Annotated in this window: 12 protein-coding genes; 4 read left to right on the top strand and 8 right to left on the bottom strand. The window is 38.2% G+C overall.

Translation table 11 applies throughout. The features are described from left to right. Window positions 1-10 precede the first annotated feature (10 nt). The 6 genes from ACYVHJ_RS03710 to ACYVHJ_RS03735 all read right to left on the bottom strand — a co-directional run bounded on the left by ACYVHJ_RS03710 (window position 11) and on the right by ACYVHJ_RS03735 (window position 6,573). Complete coding sequence (locus ACYVHJ_RS03710) at window positions 11-1,393, bottom strand: hypothetical protein (protein ID WP_460512668.1); 1,383 nt, start codon at window positions 1,391-1,393, stop codon at window positions 11-13. 12 nt (window positions 1,394-1,405) lie between these two features. Continuing rightward, entirely contained in the window at window positions 1,406-2,179 is a 774-nt protein-coding gene (locus tag ACYVHJ_RS03715) for an SDR family NAD(P)-dependent oxidoreductase (protein WP_460512670.1), read from the bottom strand. Window positions 2,180-2,245: 66 nt separating this feature from the next. Then, the gene (locus ACYVHJ_RS03720; RefSeq protein WP_339901735.1) at window positions 2,246-3,577 is read right to left on the bottom strand and encodes an aspartate aminotransferase family protein; all 1,332 of its coding nucleotides are present in this window, start codon (window positions 3,575-3,577) and stop codon (window positions 2,246-2,248) included. A 45-nt stretch (window positions 3,578-3,622) separates the two neighbouring features. Beyond that, window positions 3,623-4,849, bottom strand: coding sequence for a Gfo/Idh/MocA family protein (locus ACYVHJ_RS03725; protein ID WP_339901736.1), 1,227 nt, complete (start codon window positions 4,847-4,849; stop codon window positions 3,623-3,625). A 553-nt stretch (window positions 4,850-5,402) separates the two neighbouring features. Next, complete coding sequence (locus ACYVHJ_RS03730; protein ID WP_339901737.1) at window positions 5,403-6,038, bottom strand: GntR family transcriptional regulator; 636 nt, start codon at window positions 6,036-6,038, stop codon at window positions 5,403-5,405. A gap of 196 nt (window positions 6,039-6,234) precedes the next feature. Next, entirely contained in the window at window positions 6,235-6,573 is a 339-nt protein-coding gene (locus tag ACYVHJ_RS03735; RefSeq protein WP_460512673.1) for a hypothetical protein, read from the bottom strand. A gap of 244 nt (window positions 6,574-6,817) precedes the next feature. Between ACYVHJ_RS03735 and ACYVHJ_RS03740 the strand changes: the two genes are divergently transcribed. The 4 genes from ACYVHJ_RS03740 (at window position 6,818) to ACYVHJ_RS03755 (ending at window position 12,708) form a co-directional block, all read left to right on the top strand. Beyond that, complete coding sequence (locus ACYVHJ_RS03740) at window positions 6,818-7,381, top strand: DUF6252 domain-containing protein (protein WP_460512675.1); 564 nt, start codon at window positions 6,818-6,820, stop codon at window positions 7,379-7,381. A gap of 244 nt (window positions 7,382-7,625) precedes the next feature. After that, a complete protein-coding gene (locus ACYVHJ_RS03745; protein WP_339901740.1) occupies window positions 7,626-8,303 on the top strand; it encodes a helix-turn-helix transcriptional regulator in 678 nt (225 codons plus the stop codon). Window positions 8,304-8,756: 453 nt separating this feature from the next. After that, on the top strand, window positions 8,757-11,237 hold the full coding sequence (locus tag ACYVHJ_RS03750) for a DUF5686 and carboxypeptidase-like regulatory domain-containing protein (protein ID WP_460512677.1): 2,481 nt from the start codon (window positions 8,757-8,759) through the stop codon (window positions 11,235-11,237). A gap of 100 nt (window positions 11,238-11,337) precedes the next feature. Continuing rightward, window positions 11,338-12,708 (top strand): aldehyde dehydrogenase, encoded by a 1,371-nt coding sequence (locus ACYVHJ_RS03755; RefSeq protein WP_460512679.1) that lies wholly within the window; start codon window positions 11,338-11,340, stop codon window positions 12,706-12,708. A 9-nt stretch (window positions 12,709-12,717) separates the two neighbouring features. On the opposite strand, the gene ACYVHJ_RS03760 is transcribed toward ACYVHJ_RS03755, so the two are convergent. Together ACYVHJ_RS03760 and ACYVHJ_RS03765 are read right to left on the bottom strand one after the other, a co-directional pair. Beyond that, a complete protein-coding gene (locus ACYVHJ_RS03760) occupies window positions 12,718-13,596 on the bottom strand; it encodes a YicC/YloC family endoribonuclease (RefSeq protein WP_339901743.1) in 879 nt (292 codons plus the stop codon). Between the two features lie 17 nt (window positions 13,597-13,613). After that, the gene (locus tag ACYVHJ_RS03765) at window positions 13,614-17,036 is read right to left on the bottom strand and encodes a biopolymer transporter Tol (RefSeq protein WP_460512682.1); all 3,423 of its coding nucleotides are present in this window, start codon (window positions 17,034-17,036) and stop codon (window positions 13,614-13,616) included. Window positions 17,037-17,048: the final 12 nt, after the last annotated feature.

Here is a 17,048-nt window from a genome sequence, read left to right on the forward strand (position 1 = left end):
TTAAAGCTAATCAGGGTTTACTGTTCATTTTATTTAACACCTCTTGAACCAAAACTTCATAAGCGCCGGCATCAAATGGCGTTTGCCACACGGTATACATGTCTTTGTCATAAAGTTCCTTTGGTGGTAAGTACCCTATATGCCCATTGACAATATTTCCCACCACCACAGGTGCAGAAGAGAATTTCTCCCGAAGGGTTTGTTGAAAAACAGCATAGGCTTCATTGGGCTGCACTACGATCAGACAATCTCCCAATTGCCAATACCAAACCTTGACTGTGACTTTAGCCCCATCACCAATTGAACTTCTCACTCCCAGTTTGCGGATAAGCCTTTCCTTTAGTACCGGATCCTCACATTCATTGATGGACTGCTTAAGCTCCTTGATGGATGGCCAAGGTTTCAATGGCAATTCAATAGTGATAATTTCAGCCGACACATTACTATTAACAGCTACAGACTCCTGCTCCCAGATGGCCAGCGGGGCCCCAGAGGCAACTGTTTCCTTGAAAAAAAGTGCTTTACCTGCAGGCGACATACATTCGAGCACAGCCAAGGCAGAAAATGCCAATTGCCTACCGTGTTTTTCCGCAAGCGCGACATTTCCTGAATATTGCTCTGCTGGAGCAAGGTCTCCGGAAGCTCCTTGAATGAACAAACTTGGAGCCCCGGTATTTTCTTTCATTACCTTTTTGAAAGTACCCGGGAAGTCCGGGGAAATTTTAAGGTTGTCCCATGCTAAGGTGGTCGGGTGGCAAGCATAATTCACAATTGTACCCATTAGCCCTCCTGCAGTATCCGTAATTCTCCCTACAAGCAAGGTGTCATCGGCAGGTTTGCTGGAATTGTAACCAACAAAATACTGATTACTTTCCGCCTCATAATAATCTCGGTTTTTAGCCAGATTACAGGTGCCATATTCCCAAGTCAGTATTCCCGAAACTTTATTCCGTAGGCATTCCTTGATTAACTCTGTACATGTTTCCCTCAAAGTATCCAAGTAAGGAGCTATCAGTTCTCCTCCGGGCTTGTCTTTATCGGCTCTATTTAGATTGGGGCCAGCGTGGGTATGGGAAAAACAAAACAAAAGTGAGGCCTCATCCAGTCCTGTTTTTTCAAGGATAAAATTCCTAACATAGGCTTCATCCTCCATATTTTTCCACCAGCCAAGATCTGCTGACAAAAAGACCATGGGGGAAGGGTTACTTTTAGTCTCAATGCTGATACAGGCAACCAATAATGGCTGATGAATACCTGTGGCCGTTGCCTGGGAAGAAGCTCCCCAGTTTTTATTATTGATCCCAATAGGGGGAGTAATATCCCTTTGTCTTATTCCAAATTCTCCTTCAAAAGGTCTAATAAATTGCTTTTTCTTAGTATTAGCAGAACTCATATTGGAAATAGTTTAGGACAATAAGGACAATCCACCATCCATGAGCAAGGTACTACCAGTCATGTGTTTATTGTTAAAATCACATAACCAGAGTACACTACTGGCAACTTCATCTGGGTGCATAATTCTTTTGATAGGTACTTTTTCTATCGCTTTTAGCTTTGCTGATTCATTGCCGTCTAATACCTGTTTACTCAAACCTGCATCCACATAGCCGGGAGCAATCTCATTTACCAGAATATCGTTAGGAGCAAGTTCTAGTGCCAAGGATTTGGACAACATCCTTAATGCTGCTTTTGACACACTGTAAGTGGGAAGGTTTTGGTGTACAGTTTCTGCAGCCCAACTTCCCACGAAAACCAACCTTCCTGACACTTTGCCTTGGAGCAACTTTTCACTGGCAAATCTTGAAAGGTAAAATGCCCCATCAAGATTCACTTTCATTTCATTAGACCACTCCGTAGGACTAATATTCATGATTCCTTTTATGGTTACTGTGGCAGCATTAGGGATAATTATATCCAGAGTCCCCAGCTCTTCTGTTGCCCGTTCAACCCACTGCTTCACTTGGGCAGGGTCTCTTACATCTACACGGTCATACAAAACCTTCACTTCAGGATTTAAAAGATTTAGGCTAGCTAAAAACGCTTGTGCTTCATCGTTTTCTTTCACATCTCCCAAAGCCACATTCGCTCCCTTCAGAACAAAAGCTTTTACTATGGACCTACCAATATCACCAAGGGCACCACTAATGATCACACAATGGTTTTTAAATGAACCAGGCATATTATTTTATATTTTATTGAAAAACCATTCCTCAGTACATGTGAATAAATAAATCTGTATTCAGACCTATTTATTCATAAGTTTTTTCACTACTTTCTCAGTTTTATCCAGCGTTTCAGTAATGTCTTTTTCGGTGTGAGCAAAGGAAATGCTACCTTGTTTGATAGGCAAAGGGAAATTATAGACACCTTCATGAATGAGTTCATTTCTATAAGCTTTATCCCACTCAAAATCATGATTCAACACAATGTCATGAAAATCTACCGGAGCGTGGTCCATAAAGTAAACACAATAAGCCGATTTTATGCGTGCCACTTTAAAAGGCTTGTCATAACGATTAAAGATATCAATCAAGCCTTTTTCCAATAATTCCCCCATGTTTTCCAGATGGTCATATACCGCAAATTCCGGAGAAGACAATTTTTTCAAAGTAGCAATAGCAGCAGCATCTGTAAATGGATGAGCATTGAAGGTACCGGCGATCAATACTCTTTTTCCTTTCTCAGGGTGGTTAAAGTAATCCATGTATTTCTTCTTTCCTCCAATCACACCTATTGGGTAACCATTGGCCACGGCCTTACCAAAAGAACTTAGATCAGGGGTAATCCCACAAATGCTTTGATAACCACCTAAAGCATGGCGAAAACCTGTTTTCACTTCATCAAAAACCAACAGAAAACCTTTTTCATCTGCCATTTCACGAAGCCCCTTGAGGTAATTCTCATTTGGTTTTACAATTCCAATGTTTTGTAAAATCGGCTCAAGAATAATACAGGCTACCGGGTATTTATCAACCACATAAGTTATTGATTCCAGATCATTGAAATTGACTACGTGAATCAGGTCTTTATGGCCTTGTGGAATCCCTGCTGACAAAGAATCATAAGGATACTCTCCCGGTGAAACCCTAGCCCCTATATCATCCAGGCTACTCATTACATTTGCCGAAACATCATTGTGCCAGCCATTGTACCCTCCCTGAATAATAATAACATGGTCTTTTTCAGTAACCGCTCTTGAAATCCGTATGGCATGATAAGTAGCTTCTGAACCGGTACAGGTCACTTGAATACTCTCAACAGTAGGCACACATGCGCAAAACAAGGCCGCCAACTCCCCTTCGTGGGTAGTAGGCCCAGCACCCATCAACACCTCATGGTTATCCATGGATTTTTTAACAGCTCCATTGATATCCGGATCATTGTGGCCTAAAAATGCCGAGGCGAAGCCTGCTTGGTAATCGATGTATTCATTTCCTTCTATATCCCAAATTCTACTTCCTTTACCCTTGGTAAAAGCAATATTAGGGTCTGATTTTCGATTTAAAGAAACAACACCTCCGGGGATCCATTTCTCGTTTGTATTAAGTAATGCTTTTGATTTTGGCCAATTATTCATAATACTAAATTGAATTATATTAAGTACACCCACTAAGGATGTCAATTATATGTCAAATGTTGGGATCTTCATGTTCTCCCCTCCCCTTAATGCCGACTGATGGGCAACTATACCGGGAGCTGTATAGGCCAGTGCTTCATGAATGTTCACCAATGGCTGTCTCCCGTTAATTACTGAGTCCACAAATTCATGAGTAATAAAGGTATGTGAACCATCATGTCCACTATTGTGCCTCATTAACTTAGGCAAAGCATCCGTATCCCACCAATCTTGTTGTTGGTAATCCTCTTTCTCTGCTCGCTTAAACAAAAATCCTGCATCATCTCTTCCCAATTCTTCAGAAGCATTGATCTTCACTTCATCTAATCCATGTGGATCTCTTGCATACAAACTCATCTTATCCCCATGCCATTCACCTCTTTCAGTCCCCATCAAAGCTCCTCTCCAACATACAGACATCCTGCTCGCATTGCCTTTATTGGTTTTGAAGAGCGCAGTTTCATTCCAGAATGGATTGTTATAAGGGTTACCTTTCAAAGCTTCACTATCATCTCCCCAACCAAGACAACTCACGTCAGTAAACCGCTCTCCTGTAACAGAAATATGGTAAGCCGTACAGTGAGTAGGATACATCATTGGGGCCATACCATGTCTCCATGTAGGCTTTCCATCCTCATAAAAAAGCACCTCAAGACCAGGGTGATGATAATCCGCTTCTACCCTGAATATATTACCAAACTTCCCTTCATTATAATATTTTCGTGCTGAAATGACCACTTGATGGTAAGCACTTGTTTCAGCCATCATATAGGTCAGACCTGTTTTATTAACAGCATTCCTAAGTCTTTCACAATCTTCTAGAGTAATCGCAGCCGGCACTGCACATAACACATGCTTGCCCGCATTCAAACAAGCAAGTACATGCTCAGCATGATCAGGTACTGGAGTAGCCACGAATACCGCTTCTACTTTTGGGTCTTTAATTAATTGCTCCAGAGATTCATAACTTTTGGAACAGTTATACACTTCCATCAATTTTTCTCTCCGGTCTTTTCGTAAATCACTAACCGCCTCTACCACGCAATTGGGATGCTCATGAAAGAAAAAGCTAGCGCCAAATCTACCTCCCACAACGGCCATTCTTAATTTTCTATCACTTTTGGGTGGGCCTGCAAAGGCAAACCTAGGACTCACTACCATTGAGGCACCGAGCATTCCTGCTGTTTTCAAAAAATTTCTTCTTTGTTTTCCCGACAATGAATTTGATTTCATAGCTATATTAAATTTTTAATGATAATTCTATAAGATGGATAAATACCCCTAAAGGCAACTATATTCGTTTAATGCTCACTAAATCCGGCTTAATAGTTAGGATTTTGAATTAATACAGGCCCTTATGGGGATTTATACAATTTATTTTAACCCCAACCTTTCTCACATTGCCAAACTGTTTAGGTTAATTAACAAGTTTTATATAATTCTCAATGCCAATTTAGCCAGATACAGTGAAAGTATGCTATAATCAAGTTATGATTAAAAAAATTTTGTTTACCAAAAATATACTTTTTTGTTTACTAAAAAAATACAACCTAGTAAATCGGAGGGTTTAATAAAGCGAAAATAAGAGATCAACCCTATTTCAATGGAAATATATAATATTGATTTTCAAGTGGTTATATCAATGATCTCAATTCACTTAATAAAAATCGCTTTGGTTAAATGACATTCCGTAGATTCCATAAAAAAATACTCTTTTCTCGAAATCACTAAGTTGCTGTCCCCGCTAAATGACCCTGCAAGTTCATCTTGCTCTCAATACAAATAATCACAGGTCTAAAGAAGCCTTTTCCCCCCTTAGCAAATGCTTCTTTAGCTCTTCTTCGGCTCGACTTAATTCTTTATTTTTAAGGGCGGAAACAACCTTTCTGTGCTCTTCATCTGTATGTTCATAATCACTCATATGAACCTGAGTTTGCCCTAATTTCTGGTGAAAAAGTGGTATATTGCTCATTTGGTAAATCTGCATTAACCTCTCATTACCAGATAGTTCAATAATTTTCTCATGAAACCTCACATCTGCTTCACAGGCCCCTTCAAAATACTCACGCTTAAACATTGTCGTAAAATCATCACATATTTCCTCCAGGATGGCAATGTCTTTCTGATCTTGTTTTAGAAAAATCAATCGCAATGCGCCCAACTCGATAATTTCTCTTACCTCACGGATCTCCTTAACATCTTCAGGCGTGAGACTTTTAACAAAAAAACCTCCCTTCTCACCGAAAACCACCAGGTTTTCACCAAGCAAACGATTCAATGCTTCTCTAACAGCCATCCTATTTACATTTAGATGAGTCGCCCAATAATCTTCCTTCAAGCGGATGCCTGAAACCAGATGATTGGACAATATCTTCCTTCTTAATTCTGAATAAACCTTAAAGGAAAGCGAATCATTTTTCATCTCAGAGTTTTTTTGTTTATAAAATGATCTAAAAATAACACAAATGGGATCATTAAAACAGGAATTTTATCACAAATCCTTCATTTTGTAAACAAAACAAGAAAACTTACGCCAGAAAGTCAGCTATTCTGTCTAAGAAATGTGTTGGCCCCACTAAAAATTTAACAGAAGCGTTTTGTTAAATATTGTTGAAGAATTAGTGTTTAGCCTTTGCCAATTCACCTCTGCTTTTAAGTCCTTTAGAATACATCCCAATTTCCTTTCCATTCCTTAAGACAGTTTCAAGTTTTAACCTCTTAAGGTCAGCAAGCCTATTTTTACTACTGGAAAGATTTATAAACTTTCCTACATCAACAACATCACGGTAAATCAACAAAAGCCTCACTATTGAAGTGAATTTATCCATGTTTGTAATATTAAGCTCCTTTTCTCTGATCTCCTGAAAACCAATGCATAGAAAGCAAACACATAACCCTCCATCATCTCCTTTAGCTTTCCTGCTTGCGTGGATGTAATCTTCTTGTAAAATGCTCAATAATTTTTAGGAAATGAGTCTATTTGGTCCAGTATTCATTATCCTTAACTTACGTAACCTTTTCCATTTTTTTGGCTTGATTCACCTGTATCAGAAAATGGATAAGCTGATGCTAGTCAGCATTATTAAAAAATAAACCACCATTTGTGGTGATAAGCATAATCACAAAGCCAACTACTTTTGCTAAACAGACCCAATAAATTGAAACAAGAATATTCCAATAAAAACCTTAACAATTATCATTATGAAAATTTACCTATGCTTTATATCTCTTTTTTTACTATTCGCTTGCATTCCTGAACAGCCAATCTCTCAAGATATTCAAACTATTACAGCAGAAATTGACGGCATTGCTTTTGAGGCCACAAAAGACCTAACTAATCCAAAGGATTTTGAAGAGATTGTGACCACTCTTGTTAATTTCTCAAACGGAATAGGATTTGTTCTAGCCTTTTCTGGAGCAGATTTCAGCATTGAAGGTATAGCCGTTGCAGACGTCAGATTGATATTGATGGGCCCTGAAATAACAGAGTTAAAACCGGGAACAGTTATTAATTCAAGAGGAACTGACTCGGAGCCACCCTATACTTCTTTAATGGCGGCAGGCCTTACGACCAAGAAACTGCTTAATGAAGAAAATGCCTACATAGCAGAAACTGATGACCTTGGTGAAATTGAGGTAACCATAACCGCATTTGATGCCACATCCAAACGAATATCTGGAACTTTTCAATTTACGGCAATTGATCCAGATAAAGACGTAAAGGTTAACATAACCAATGGGAAATTCAAAAATATAAGCTGGTAGGAATTCAATTTTAAAAACCAAAAGGTTATAAAAGCATGAAGACCGAATCATTTACATAAGAATTTCCGACATTCATTTTTTTAAAAATACACCAAATTCTATTAGAGTTGTTCTTAGCTTATTCTCAAAAATAAAACCTTTAGGAATTAACTGCCCACGTTCACGAACAAGATTTTAAATCTTTTATAACAGTTTCTTTATTGTCTTCCATAAATAGTAGTCAACCTCTAAAAGGCTATATCATATGGAAACCATCCAAACTAATGAACAGGAATTAATCAAAGCAAAAATTAATGCGCTTAAGGTCGCTGGAGAATTGATACCTGGCATTAAAATAATCCAGCGTACTCTACCCGTTGAAAATTTATTTATTTGTAAGCTTGGCTTAAAAAAATTCGGCCTAACAGAAAAGTTTTTTAGCCACCTCCCTAACTATGAATACAGGAGAATCATTTTCGATCCAAAGGATCCCAACACATGCCTTCTTGAAAGGACAAGTGCAATTGGTAGCGATCTTTCTACTAAAGAACTTTATTTGAGATACAACCAGCATCAAGAGAATCAAGAAGTAGAGCTCATTACTGTACACCATTTCCTTCCTGACAGCAATGGAAAAACCCAATATTCCTTTACACAAATCCTACCGCTAGGTCTTCAGTCTTGGGCAATTTCCAAAATTAAAAGAATTGCTCAGGAGGTGACTTTCCGTAAAAAGAACCAAAAGAAGTTTGCGCAATTAACAGAGAGAAACAAAGAGGTTCTTTCACATATTTGCCGTTGCTTAAAAGCTAAAGAGATTGCGGAAAAGCTATGTATTGGAGCAAATACAGTAAATTCTCATAAAAAACGCATCAAAGAAATTTTAGAAACCAATGAAACTTCCGACTTGATACTATATGGTTTCGCTTTTGACCTTATTTGATGCAATCCGAAGAATCTCATAAACTAAACTGTGGAGGAATATTTACTAGCTTCTTTTAACAAATGCCCACGAACTCAATAAGTTCAAACTGAAATTAGTCAGTGGCTTATAAAATCCCAGAGCCCCATTCTAATAAAAACTTAAGTCTTAATCATTTATAAATTTGATGGTATGATTGTTCAGCCAAAAAGACACTGAATTATTTTCTAATTATTCAAAGAAACTTGCTAAATTCATATCACTTTGTATCAATTTTTTCGTTTTTCATCATCATTTACACGTGATAATGTAGCCTCCCCTTTCAAGGATTCTATAAAATGACATACAAACTGGAAGACAATTAGTTGTTGAATAAAAATTTTATTCTTCAATTTAGAACTTTTACCCCTTAATTTCGATTAACAACCTATGGCAAATTCTTTTTAGCCAAAGGAAATTATTAACTTCTGAAATTTGAAAACATTATTTTTATTTTTAATACTTGCCTTGGTTGCATCTCTTCCTTCTTTCGGTCAATTGGTGGTGAAAGGCAAGATCACCGATGCTGAAACAGGAGATCCTATACCCTTTGCATCTGTTCTCTTACAAGGTACTAGCACCGGTATTTCTACTGATTTTGAAGGTAATTATTTACTAGAAAGCAACAATAGGGCAGACAGCCTGGAAGTCACCTACATAGGCTATAATTCGCAAACAAAGGTCATTGGCCCCGGGAAGGAACACACCATCAATTTTCAACTCCGCCCATCGGACTATGAAATGGAAGCCTTTGTGTTTGAAGCAGGTGAAAACCCGGCTTTTGAAATCATTAGAAAGGCCGTGGCCAAAAGAAAAGATTTCGATAAAAGAAAACTAGATGCCTACCAAACAAAAAACTATACCAAAATAGAAATCGATATAGATCATGTTTCTGAAGCTTTTACGAAAAGAAAAGCTGTCAAAAAAGTAACCGCCGTTTTGGATTCCATAAAGCAACTCACCAATGATGAAGGTGAGAAAATTTTGCCAGTCTTTTTCTCTGAAACCCTTTCTTCTTTTTACTTTAGAAACAACCCTGAATTAAAGAAGGAAGTGGTTGAAAAATCAAAAGTTACAGGTGTTGGGATTACCGATGGTGCCACCGTCTCCCAAATCACAGGATCCGCTTTTCAGGAGTATAATTTTTATAGAAATTGGTTAAACATTTTGGAAAAAGAATTTGTGTCCCCCATTGCTGATGGATGGAAAGGATTCTATGATTATGACCTTCTTGATTCCACTAAAATTGGTCAAGACTCTGTTTATGTTTTACAAGTCTATCCACTAAGAACTCAAGATTTGGCTTTTACGGGTACCATTTGGATCAATAAAAACACGTACGCCTTAAAGCAGGTTGACCTAACAATTCCTAAAGCGGCCAATCTCAATTTTATAGAAAGGATTAAAATTCAACAAGAACTTACACCTACAGATCCCGGGGCGCTTATCCCATCAAAAACCAGGGTTCAAGTTAAAATTGGACAGATAACCCCTAAAACCGCCGGACTGTTGGCCAAGTTTTACACTTCTGTTGATAGTATTCAAACAGGCAATCCCAAGCCTACCTCTTTTTTTAATCAGGCAGTAGTGCTTCAACCTGACTTTGACGCTGAAGGGGAAGATTTTTGGAATAAAAACCGCCGGGATCCGCTCAGTGAAGAAGAATTGGCTGTATTACAAATGGTAGATACTTTGAAAAAAATCCCTGTCATCCGATTTTATTCTGAAAGCTTGAAATTTCTGGCAAGTGGTTATTTACCTATAGGTAAATTGGATGTAGGACCTTGGCCCGGTTTTTTTAATTACAATAATGTTGAAGGGATACGCATAGGCGCAGGTCTTCGAACAAATTTAAAGTTTAGCGATAAATGGAAAATTGAAGGTTATGCTGCTTATGGTTTTTTGGACAGGCGGCTAAAATACTCGGGAGCAATTACAAAGATTTTGGATAGAGAAAGGTGGACAACTGTAAAAATCTCTACTCAGAAGGAAATAGATCAGGTGGGCTTAGAAATGGAGAGCCTTGAAGGCAATAGCATTTTCTTGGCTGCAAGCCGTTTTGGAACCTTTAGGAAACCTTTTATTTCCACCAATTACAGGATGGACTTAAAGCGAGAATTGTTTAAAGGGTTTACCCTTATGGGCAGCATTAAATCAAATCATTTTGATCCATTGTTTGATTTTTATTATTTAGACGAAGGTGCTTCGGAACTCAAATCAACATTTAAAACAACTGAAGGTAAAATAGGACTTCGTTATGGACGGGATGAAACTTTTATTATTAATGACAATGACAGAATATCCTTAGGCCCCGCAAAATGGCCCATTTTTGCTATCAATTACAGCAAAGGTTTTCAATGGCTCAGGGGAGAATACAACTATTCTAAGCTGAAAGTATCCATTTCTCAAAAGCTAAACATGGGTATGTTGGGGATTTCAAGGTACGAGGCGGCAGCAGGGAAAGTTTATGGAAATGTGCCCTACCCAATATTGGAAAACCACCTGGGCAATGAAACACTTTTCTATACGTCGGCAGCATTCAATACCATGAACTTCAATGAATTTACATCGGATCAATACTTCAGCTTTCGATACCGACACTTTTTTGAAGGTTTTTTACTGAATAAAATTCCTTTAATTAGAAAGTTAAAATGGCGGGCAGTCGCTAATGCAAATCTCTTGTTTGGATCGGTAAGTGAAGCCAACCTATCTCGTGTGCCCGTAATGGATCCGGATGGATTCCCTTTACAAACTTTTGGAAGCCTGGACCCTGAGACGCCCTTCTTGGAATTAGGTTATGGTGTAGAGAATATTTTTAAATTCTTTAGGGTGGATTTCTTCCACAGGATGTCCTATCTGGATAAACCTTCAGTCAAACCCTTTGCGGTTAAAGTAAGTGCACAAATAATCTTTTAAACCATATGGGAGTCCGTCCCTTGATTAAATGGAATAGAACTTGATACAAACCCTTTAGGTATTATCAATTTTGTATGCTGATTAAACAAGCACTATTAAGATGGACATGGAAAAGCTGCTTCTTCAACAAAGAGAATTTTTTGACACAGACCAAACCAAAAATATAGATTTTAGAATTAGCCAGTTAAAAAAGATTAAGGCCATCTTAAAAGAAAATGAGGACTTACTTTATGAGGCTATTTATAAAGATTTCAAGAAATCTGAATTTGAAACCTATACTACGGAATTATCCCTCCTATACCACGAAATCGATAACTTCATTAAAAACACAAAAAAATGGAGTAAACGAAAAAAGGTAGCTACCGGCATGGTTAACTTCCCTGCGAAAAGTTATATCCTTGCGGAACCTCTAGGAGTAACATTGGTTATTGGAGCTTGGAATTATCCGTATCAGCTATCCATATTGCCGGCTATCACCTCTATTGCTGCGGGTAATACTGTAATTCTTAAGCCTAGCGAATTACCTGTCAACACCTCTAAGGTGATGGCTAAATTAATCAATGATAATTTTCCGGAAAATTACTTTCATGTTGTTGAGGGTGGTGTACAAGAGACTAAGCTCTTGCTAGAACATCGCTATGATAAAATATTCTTCACCGGAAGCATTCCTGTTGGAAAAATAATTTACCAAGCTGCAGCCAAACATCTGACCCCTGTCACTTTAGAACTTGGAGGAAAAAGTCCAACTTTTGTACTCGCAGATGCTGACCTTAAAATGACTGCCAAGCGGATCGTTTGGTCCAAATTCTTAAACGCAGGCCAAACCTGCATCAGTCCCGATTATGTATTGGTAGACAAGTCCATCGAACAAGCATTTCTAGATGCCTTAAAGATGGAAATTGAAGCATCCTTTGAGAACAAGCATAAGATTGATGAAAATTATCTGCAAATAATTAATACCAAAAATTTTGACCGTCTCAGCAAACTAGTTGAAAGCGGACAGGTTTATTTTGGAGGAAATTTAGACAGAGAGGAGAGGTTTATCAGCCCTACCATCCTCCATAATGTTACTTTTTCTGACGAAGTAATGAAAGATGAGATTTTTGGGCCAATTTTACCCGTCATCTCCTTTGACAAACTGGAAAAAGCCATTTCGGAAGTAAAATCAAGACCAAAACCTTTGTCCTGCTATATTTACTCCAAGAATAGAAAAATAATCCGAAATTTACTGAAAACACTATCCTTCGGAGGTGGTGCTATAAATGATAGCGTGATGCATTTAACCAATAGCAAGCTCCCCTTTGGAGGTGTTGGATTTAGTGGGATTGGCAGTTACCACGGGAAGGCCGGATTTGACTCATTTACCCATTATAAAAGCATTTTAGACAAACCTTTTTGGTTTGAACCAAACATTAAATATGCGCCCTATTCAAAATGTAAGAAAGCAATTATACAGTGGATGATGGAGTAAAGCCTCTAATCAAATGATATTCAAGGCCTGTTCTTTAATTTTCTCCAGCTCATCTTTCATATTGATCACGTGATGCTGTATTGAAGAATCGTTTGCCTTGGAACCGATTGTATTGATTTCTCTCCCCATCTCCTGACTGACAAAGCCCATTTTTTTTCCCTCAGACTTTTGAGATTTCAATACTTCAGCGAAAAGATTCAAATGGGCTTCTAACCTTACGATCTCTTCAGTAATGTCTAATTTCTCAAAATAATAAATGAGTTCTTGTTCAAATCGATTTTCATCAAAATCTTGTTCTTTAACCCACTCAGAAAAGTTATTTCTAATCTTCTCTATCAATCGGTTTTTCCGAACAGGCACCAAGGTTTTAATGCTATTTAAATTATCGGTGATAATGGAAAGACTATCCTGAAATTTTTCCATCAAAACAGCCCCTTCATTGACTCTAAACTGATCACAATCTTTCAGGGCATCGTTGAGTACCGGCAAAATAACCTTCCAACCCTCATTATAATCTGCCTTCTCAACATTCACTGTACTGACTCCCGGAGACTGTAAGGAAAGCTTAAAAATATCATCAGTAGACCCATTCACCATTGCGGCCATTTCTGAGTATTTCTGATGGTACTTTTGAAAAAGTTCTTCCTGTATTACTATGGGAAGGTCATCTTCTTTTTTAGAGTTAAATTCAATGGACACATTGACTTTACCTCTTTCAAGGATTCCTGAAACAGCACTTTTTACTTCCGCTTCTTTTTCTGAAAACTGCTTAGAAGCCCTAAAATTAAGGTCTAAAAACTTGGAATTAAGGGTTTTAACCTCTACTTGAATCGTATAATTGTCGTCCTCATATACCGCCAGGCCAAAGCCTGTCATGGATTTTATCATTTTAAAAGATTTTGTATCTAAAAATTATAACCCAAAGTTACATAAAATCTCGTTTTTTCCACCGTATAATTTCGTATGGGTCGGGCAGCATCAAACTTAACGTAATAATTTAAAAGAACAGTTCTTACACCCGCACCATAACTTTGGAGCCATGGATTATTGAAATTGTTTAATGTAATTACAAAAGGGGAACCTTCTGTATTGATCACTTCAGTGTTCTGATCATTGACACGCTCCCAAGGTGCCGAGTTTGACCAAGAAGAGCCTGCGTCATAAAAACCTACCAATTGGAAATTCCGGATAAAATTTGAAGTGATATTTCCTCTAGACAAATAAGAAAACAATGGGATTCTTAATTCAGAACTAAAGGTAATGACATTATTCCCCCGGATTTCATCATAATCAAAACCCCGTAAATCCACAAATTCAGTAAAAAGAAGGTTAGAGTTTTCCACCCCATCTTCATTTCTGATAGGTGATACTTCCGGTCGGTTGGTCGGTGGCTGATAGAATTTATTAAACAACCAATTTTGCATTCCTCCAACCAAGTATTGTTGAGGGTTTTGACCAAAGTAACTTCCTGCATACAGTCTAGTGGCCAAGGTAATGTTTTTATGAATTTTTTGGTAATTTCTTAAATCAAGGTAAACATTGCTAAAAGACCTATCACTGTGATTCAACCCTTGATAATGCAACATGCCTATTTTACCCTTGAAACCTTGTTCCATATGCAAGCCCAACTGTCTGGTTTTATCCACCACCACTTCCGCACTTCCTCCGGCATAATTTACATCCAATCGATTTTGAGGACCATCACCTCCTCTAATGATTGAGTCAGGATTTAAATTAAAATACTGGGTTTTGGCAATAAATGGTGAAAGACTTACCCTGGCACTTGTGGATAAGGGATAAGAAACACCTACTTCAGTTTTGCTAAGCACGTATTTCTGAAAAGTAAGGTCTCCTTCACTCCTCATGATTGATCTTCGATCAAACCTGCCGCTTATGTCCAATTTGTATTTCCTGTATTCATATTCGAAATATAGATCACTTCCCGAACGAAAATCAAGTGCTGTTAGTATTCCTCCTTTGATGGCATGGTTGTCTAACAAATCGGTCATTTGCCCACTTAGCTTTAAGCCAAAGCCCCGCAAGGGGTCAATCACAAATGAAGTGTTCAAGCTACTTGTAATGAATTGTGGCACATAATCTCTGGGACCTTGTACCCGCTTCACCATGTTTTGCTGCCTGAAAGCATCTAAAATATCGCTTCTACGGTCTGCAAGGCCTGAAGGATCTTCTACAGGCTTGGCAGACTGCTGCCCATAAAGGTTAGGAATGGTATCAAAAGTATAATTATCCGTATCCAGCCCCCCTTCAGTTTCAAACCTTAACCGGTCTACGTTTATGGCCGTGGTTTTTTGATCGGCTTGACCGGGAACACTGTCCGTTACTGTCGAAATACTTTCCGGTAAATTCGTTTCTTCCAGCACCTGAGAATCTTCCCCCGACAACAAGCCTTCAAGATCTACTCCGGCAACACTGGTATCAGCAGGGGTCAACAATACGTCCTGACCTGAGGCATCGGAAGTGGGTTCTTCAGCATCTTCCTTCTCTTCTTCTTGTCTTTGTATTCTTCGGTCAGAAATTCTTTTGTTAACTGCCTTGGCCTGTTCCAATTGAACCCGTGGTGTACTTGGGGTAAATTGGTCCATATTGGGAAAAGTTTCCAAGACGAGCTTGCTGCGACTCCCATCCTTTATCGAATATGCCCACTTGTTGTTTTCCACATCATAATCAAAAGATTCCAAACTATTGTTAAAGGCAGATACCTGACTTGAAACATTACTCCCCAAACCCAAGCGCATCAAATTGGTAATCCCACTCTGCTCACTTAAATATAGGATAGTTGCATTATTCAGCTTTTCCGGATAAAGATTAACATGGTTCAAATTCGTCAATCTCGTTTCTGAAATTGAATCTCCTAAACTAAGTTGAAACAGGTTGTAATAATCAGGAAAGTTGTGCACATCAATAACTCCTGTTAACAGGCTATCCGCTAAGTCAACTTTATTGGAAGCATATATTATTGTAGAATCATTGAGGTAAACAGGCGTTCTATTGTCAAACACATCATTTGTAATTCTTCTCCCCTGCCCTTTCATATTTAGCGTATACACATCTGTATTGCCATTATTAATGGCTGACAGCACCATGGTACGTCCATCAGGTGAAAAGTCAAGGTCTAAAATCTGCGTAATATTTCTTAAAAATATTTTATCTTGACTACTACCGTCTATAGCTCTCATTCTTAGGGTAGTCACCCCCCTTTTGAATGTCCCTATTACCAAGTTTAGGGTATCTCTCCAGGCAATGGCCGGGGTAGTATAATCCGCTTCCTGCTCAAAAGAGGAATAGCCACCTTTATAAATCACATTTTCTCTACCGGTAGCTACCTCTCTAATTTTGACTTTATATTTCCCCTCCACGTTCTCTACATATGCGAGGTTTTTACCATCAGGGCTAAAACTTATGCCTGTAATTTCTCCAAAACGATTTTTTGGCGTCACGTTAATCACGTTTTGCTCGTTGATATCCTTAAAGGTTTCAAAAACTCCGGAATTTATATCCCTATAAAATTTGGCCCACTCTGTAGAAAAGTCTTTGAATTTCCTGCCAAGGGTATTGGCTATACTTGTCGCCTCATTTCTATTGATCCTGCTAAGATTCAAAATACTTGAAATATACCTTCTCCCATATTTCTCCACTACATAATTCCAAATAGATTGCCCCACCAAGCCGGCCTCCTCATTTTGAAGTTTAAAGAGTTTAGGGTTGTCGTTTTCTCTTAAATAATGGCGGACAAAATCATCCATCTCTCTGCTCCAACCATAGGCCAGGTATTTCGCTGCACCATCGATAAACCAATCCGGAAAATTATTAACTAGGTTAGATTGGAAGGCATCTGAAATGCTAGAGCCGTATAGCATCTCCTCTATGATAATTTTTGACGTTTTGTATATCAATTCCTTCTTAAATTCTTCCCATGAACCTACATATGCAGCTTCTGTAAGGAGTTTACTGAAGAAAGTTTGTCCATCAACAGTAAAATTATTTGTGTTGAGGTTCAAATTACTTTCTAACAACTCCTGGTTGGAGTTGTAAATAAAAATCTTCGGTTTGGTATAGGCCACATACCCTATGGATTGAGTTAAATCATCAAATTCACTCTCTAAAAAATCTATGGCCCTGCGTGCATTTCTTTGGCCACCATCATAATAATACACCTCGAAATTATTGGATGCGAAAAAGTACCATTCCTTGTTTTTATGCTGAACTCTATTTTTTCCAAACTTCTCCTTATTAAACTGCGCCAATAGTTCACCGCTATTGAAGCTGGAGGCAAGGATACATATTAGTAGTAAATATTTAAGTCTCATTTAGGTGCCTTA

The organism is Cyclobacterium sediminis (assembly GCF_054781075.1).

What these genes read in the sequence shown, in the direction of transcription:
- ACYVHJ_RS03755 (WP_460512679.1), top strand. Translation starts at nt 11,338, where the DNA reads ATGGACATGGAAAAGCTGCTTCTTCAACAAAGAGAATTTTTTGACACA.
- ACYVHJ_RS03740 (WP_460512675.1), top strand. Translation starts at nt 6,818, where the DNA reads ATGAAAATTTACCTATGCTTTATATCTCTTTTTTTACTATTCGCTTGC.
- ACYVHJ_RS03760 (WP_339901743.1), bottom strand. Translation starts at nt 13,596, where the DNA reads ATGATAAAATCCATGACAGGCTTTGGCCTGGCGGTATATGAGGACGAC.
- ACYVHJ_RS03725 (WP_339901736.1), bottom strand. Translation starts at nt 4,849, where the DNA reads ATGAAATCAAATTCATTGTCGGGAAAACAAAGAAGAAATTTTTTGAAA.
- ACYVHJ_RS03765 (WP_460512682.1), bottom strand. Translation starts at nt 17,036, where the DNA reads ATGAGACTTAAATATTTACTACTAATATGTATCCTTGCCTCCAGCTTC.
- ACYVHJ_RS03720 (WP_339901735.1), bottom strand. Translation starts at nt 3,577, where the DNA reads ATGAATAATTGGCCAAAATCAAAAGCATTACTTAATACAAACGAGAAA.
- ACYVHJ_RS03745 (WP_339901740.1), top strand. Translation starts at nt 7,626, where the DNA reads ATGGAAACCATCCAAACTAATGAACAGGAATTAATCAAAGCAAAAATT.
- ACYVHJ_RS03710 (WP_460512668.1), bottom strand. Translation starts at nt 1,393, where the DNA reads ATGAGTTCTGCTAATACTAAGAAAAAGCAATTTATTAGACCTTTTGAA.
- ACYVHJ_RS03730 (WP_339901737.1), bottom strand. Translation starts at nt 6,038, where the DNA reads ATGAAAAATGATTCGCTTTCCTTTAAGGTTTATTCAGAATTAAGAAGG.
- ACYVHJ_RS03715 (WP_460512670.1), bottom strand. Translation starts at nt 2,179, where the DNA reads ATGCCTGGTTCATTTAAAAACCATTGTGTGATCATTAGTGGTGCCCTT.